The organism is Streptomyces sp. CLV115 (genome assembly GCF_038448545.1).
GTDB classification, from domain to species: domain Bacteria; phylum Actinomycetota; class Actinomycetes; order Streptomycetales; family Streptomycetaceae; genus Streptomyces; species Streptomyces sanglieri.
Genome location: NZ_JBCEWQ010000313.1, coordinates 1 through 3,202, shown reverse-complemented (window position 1 = coordinate 3,202; position 3,202 = coordinate 1). Strand labels below are relative to the sequence as shown.

Here is a 3,202-nt window from a genome sequence, read left to right as displayed (position 1 = left end):
CGGGTGGGGACCTCCGGGTCGGTACGGCAGCGATGGCATGGCTGATGCACTTGCCGACCAGACTTCCCGGCACCCCTGTGGAGTTTTCTTATTGTGTTGTTGACGCAGCAGTCACTGTACCCGGGGCGTGCGGGGCTGTATCCGGTGATCTTCACCTTAAATGTCCGAGGGGCATCCGGCGCGTTGCCGGATGCCCCTCGGGGACGTACTGCTCAGCCTGCCGATCAGTCCTCGGAGGAGGACGACGGCAGCTGGGCCTGGATCAGGCCCATCACCGAGGAGTCGCTCAGGGTGGTGACGTCTCCCACCTCGCGGTTCTCGGCGACGTCCCGCAGCAGGCGCCGCATGATCTTTCCGGAGCGGGTCTTCGGCAGCTCGGCGACCGGCAGGATCCGCTTCGGCTTGGCGATCGGGCCGAGCGTGGCACCGACGTGGTTGCGCAGCTCCGCGACCAGCTCGTCGGAGGGCTCGGCCGTGCCGCGCAGGATCACGAACGCGACGATGGACTGGCCGGTCGTCTCGTCGGCGGCGCCGACCACGGCCGCCTCGGCGACCGTCGGGTGCGACACGAGCGCCGACTCGACCTCGGTGGTCGAGATGTTGTGCCCGGACACGAGCATCACGTCGTCGACCCGGCCGAGCAGCCAGATGTCGCCGTCCTCGTCCTTCTTGGCACCGTCACCCGCGAAGTACTTGCCCTCGAAGCGCGACCAGTAGGTGTCGATGAAGCGCTGGTCGTCGCCCCAGATGGTGCGGAGCATCGACGGCCACGGCTCGGTGAGGACGAGGTAGCCGCCCCCGCCGTCGGGAACCTCGTTGGCCTCGTCGTCGACGACCGTGGCCGCGATACCGGGCAGGGCGCGCTGGGCGCTGCCCGGCTTGGTCTCCGTCACGCCCGGCAGCGGCGAGATCATCATCGCGCCGGTCTCGGTCTGCCACCAGGTGTCCACGATCGGGCACTTGTCGGCGCCGATGTGCTTGCGGTACCACATCCACGCCTCGGGGTTGATCGGCTCACCGACCGAACCGAGGACCCGGAGACTGCTCAGGTCGAACTTGGCGGGGATGTCGTCACCCCACTTCATGAACGTACGGATCGCGGTCGGCGCGGTGTAGAGGATCGTGACGCCGTACTTCTGCACGATCTCCCAGAAGCGCCCCTGGTGCGGGGAGTCGGGAGTGCCCTCGTACATGACCTGCGTCGCGCCGTTGGCCAGCGGGCCGTAGACGATGTACGAGTGGCCGGTCACCCAGCCGATGTCGGCTGTGCACCAGAAGACATCGGTCTCCGGCTTGAGGTCGAAGACCGCGTTGTGCGTGTATGCCGCCTGCGTGAGGTAGCCGCCGGAGGTGTGCAGGATGCCCTTCGGCTTACCCGTCGTGCCGGAGGTGTAGAGGATGAAGAGCGGCTGCTCCGCCTCGAAGGCCTCGGGGGTGTGCTCGGGGGACTGCCGGCCGGTGATCTCGTGCCACCAGACGTCGCGGCCCTCGGTCCATTCGGTGTCCTGGCCGGTGCGCCGGACCACGAGGACGTGCTCGACGCTGTCGATACGGGAGACGGCGTCGTCCACGGCGGGCTTCAGCGCGGACGGCTTGCCCCGGCGGTAGCCGCCGTCGGCGGTGATGACGACCTTGGCGTCCGCGTCCTGGATGCGGGCGGCGATGGCGTCGGCGGAGAAGCCGCCGAAGACCACCGAGTGGGCTGCGCCGATGCGGGCGCAGGCCAGCATCGCGATGGCGGCCTCGGGGATCATCGGCAGATAGACGGCGACCCGGTCGCCCTTGCCGACACCGAGCTCGATGAGCGCGTTGGCGGCGCGGGAGACCTCGTCCTTGAGCTGCGCGTAGGTGATGGCGCGGCTGTCGCCGGGCTCGCCCTCGAAGTGGATGGCGACCCGGTCGCCGTTGCCCGCCTCGACATGACGGTCCACGCAGTTGTACGCGACGTTGAGCCTGCCGTCCGCGAACCACTTCGCGAAGGGCGGGTTGCTCCAGTCGAGCGTCTCGGTCGGCTCCGTGGCCCAGGTCAGGCGACGGGCCTGCTCGGCCCAGAAGCCCAGCCGGTCCGCCTCGGCCTGCTCGTACGCCTCCGCCTTGACGTTGGCGTTCGCGGCCAGATCGGCAGGCGGTGCGAACCGCCGCTCCTCACGAAGCAGATTGGCCAAGCTTTCGTTGCTCACGACATCTCCCATTCCCAGGGTGTCCGTTGTGTCCCGGGGCATAGCTCATCAGGCCAAAGGCCGGGTGACAAGTGTCTGCCCGGAATTGGTTTAGACCTGTGTCTCGTGTATGGAGACACGGCCCCGCATCCACGTGCGGCGCGACGCGGTACGGCGCAGTGCGGGCAGCTGTGCAATGCGCCGCAGAGCGACATGGAGCGGTGCAATGCGCCGCGCCGCAGCGGGGAGGCAGGACCACAAGGTCTCACGGACCGGGGGCGAACGAGGTTCAGACGCCGATGCGTTCCAACTCGCCGGAACCGGGGGTGTCGCCGGGGTCGACGCGGTCGAAGACCTCGTCGAGCTCCAGTCCGCTGCTGGCGCCCTCGGTCAGCAGATAGGCCTGGGCCTCGCCCACGTGGAAGTACATGCCGTGCAGTCGGATCGTGCCCTCGGCGAGCCGCCGGGCCACCGATTCATGTGCCCGCAGATGGTCCAGCTGCTGGACCACATTGGTGAGGCAGAGCTGCTCCAGCGCGTCGGTCGGCAGCCGCCCGGAGATCCGGGCCCAGGCGTGGTGCCGGGACGCCATCCGCTCCAGGCTGGGCAGCCCGTGCCTCAGCCACCGCCAGAGGGATGTGGGCGGAGCCTTCCGGTCCGGTTCGCCGCCGAGCAGCGCCTGCATAGCTCCGCAGCCGGAATGCCCGCAGATGGTGATGGACTCCACCTTCAGTACATCCACCGCGTACTCGATCGCCGCGCCCACCGAGTGGTCCCCGGATTCGGCGTCCGGCAGGGGCACCAGATTGCCGATGTTCCGCACGGTGAACAGGTCACCGGGGCCGCTCGCCGTGATCATGCTGGTGACGAGGCGGGAGTCGGCGCAGGTGATGAAGAGCTGCGACGGGCGCTGCCCCTCGACGGCCAGCCGGGCCAGTTCGTCGCGCACCAGCGGAGCGGTGTTGCGCTGGAACGAGCTCAGACCGTTGATCAGCCGATTGCCGCCGGCCGGGCGGGGGGCCTCGGAAACCGGTCCGGGGGTG

At 68.9% G+C, this 3,202-nt stretch carries 2 protein-coding genes; both read right to left on the bottom strand.

The genetic code is table 11. The features are described 5' to 3' along the window. Window positions 1-224 precede the first annotated feature (224 nt). Window positions 225-2,222 carry an acetate--CoA ligase gene (acs, locus tag AADR41_RS41710; protein ID WP_342287663.1) on the bottom strand — a complete coding sequence of 666 codons (1,998 nt, stop codon included), beginning with the start codon at window positions 2,220-2,222 and terminating at the stop codon, window positions 225-227. Window positions 2,223-2,448: 226 nt separating this feature from the next. Beyond that, a partial coding sequence (locus AADR41_RS41705) for a carbonic anhydrase (RefSeq protein WP_342287662.1) occupies window positions 2,449-3,202 on the bottom strand: 754 nt, incomplete at its 5' end.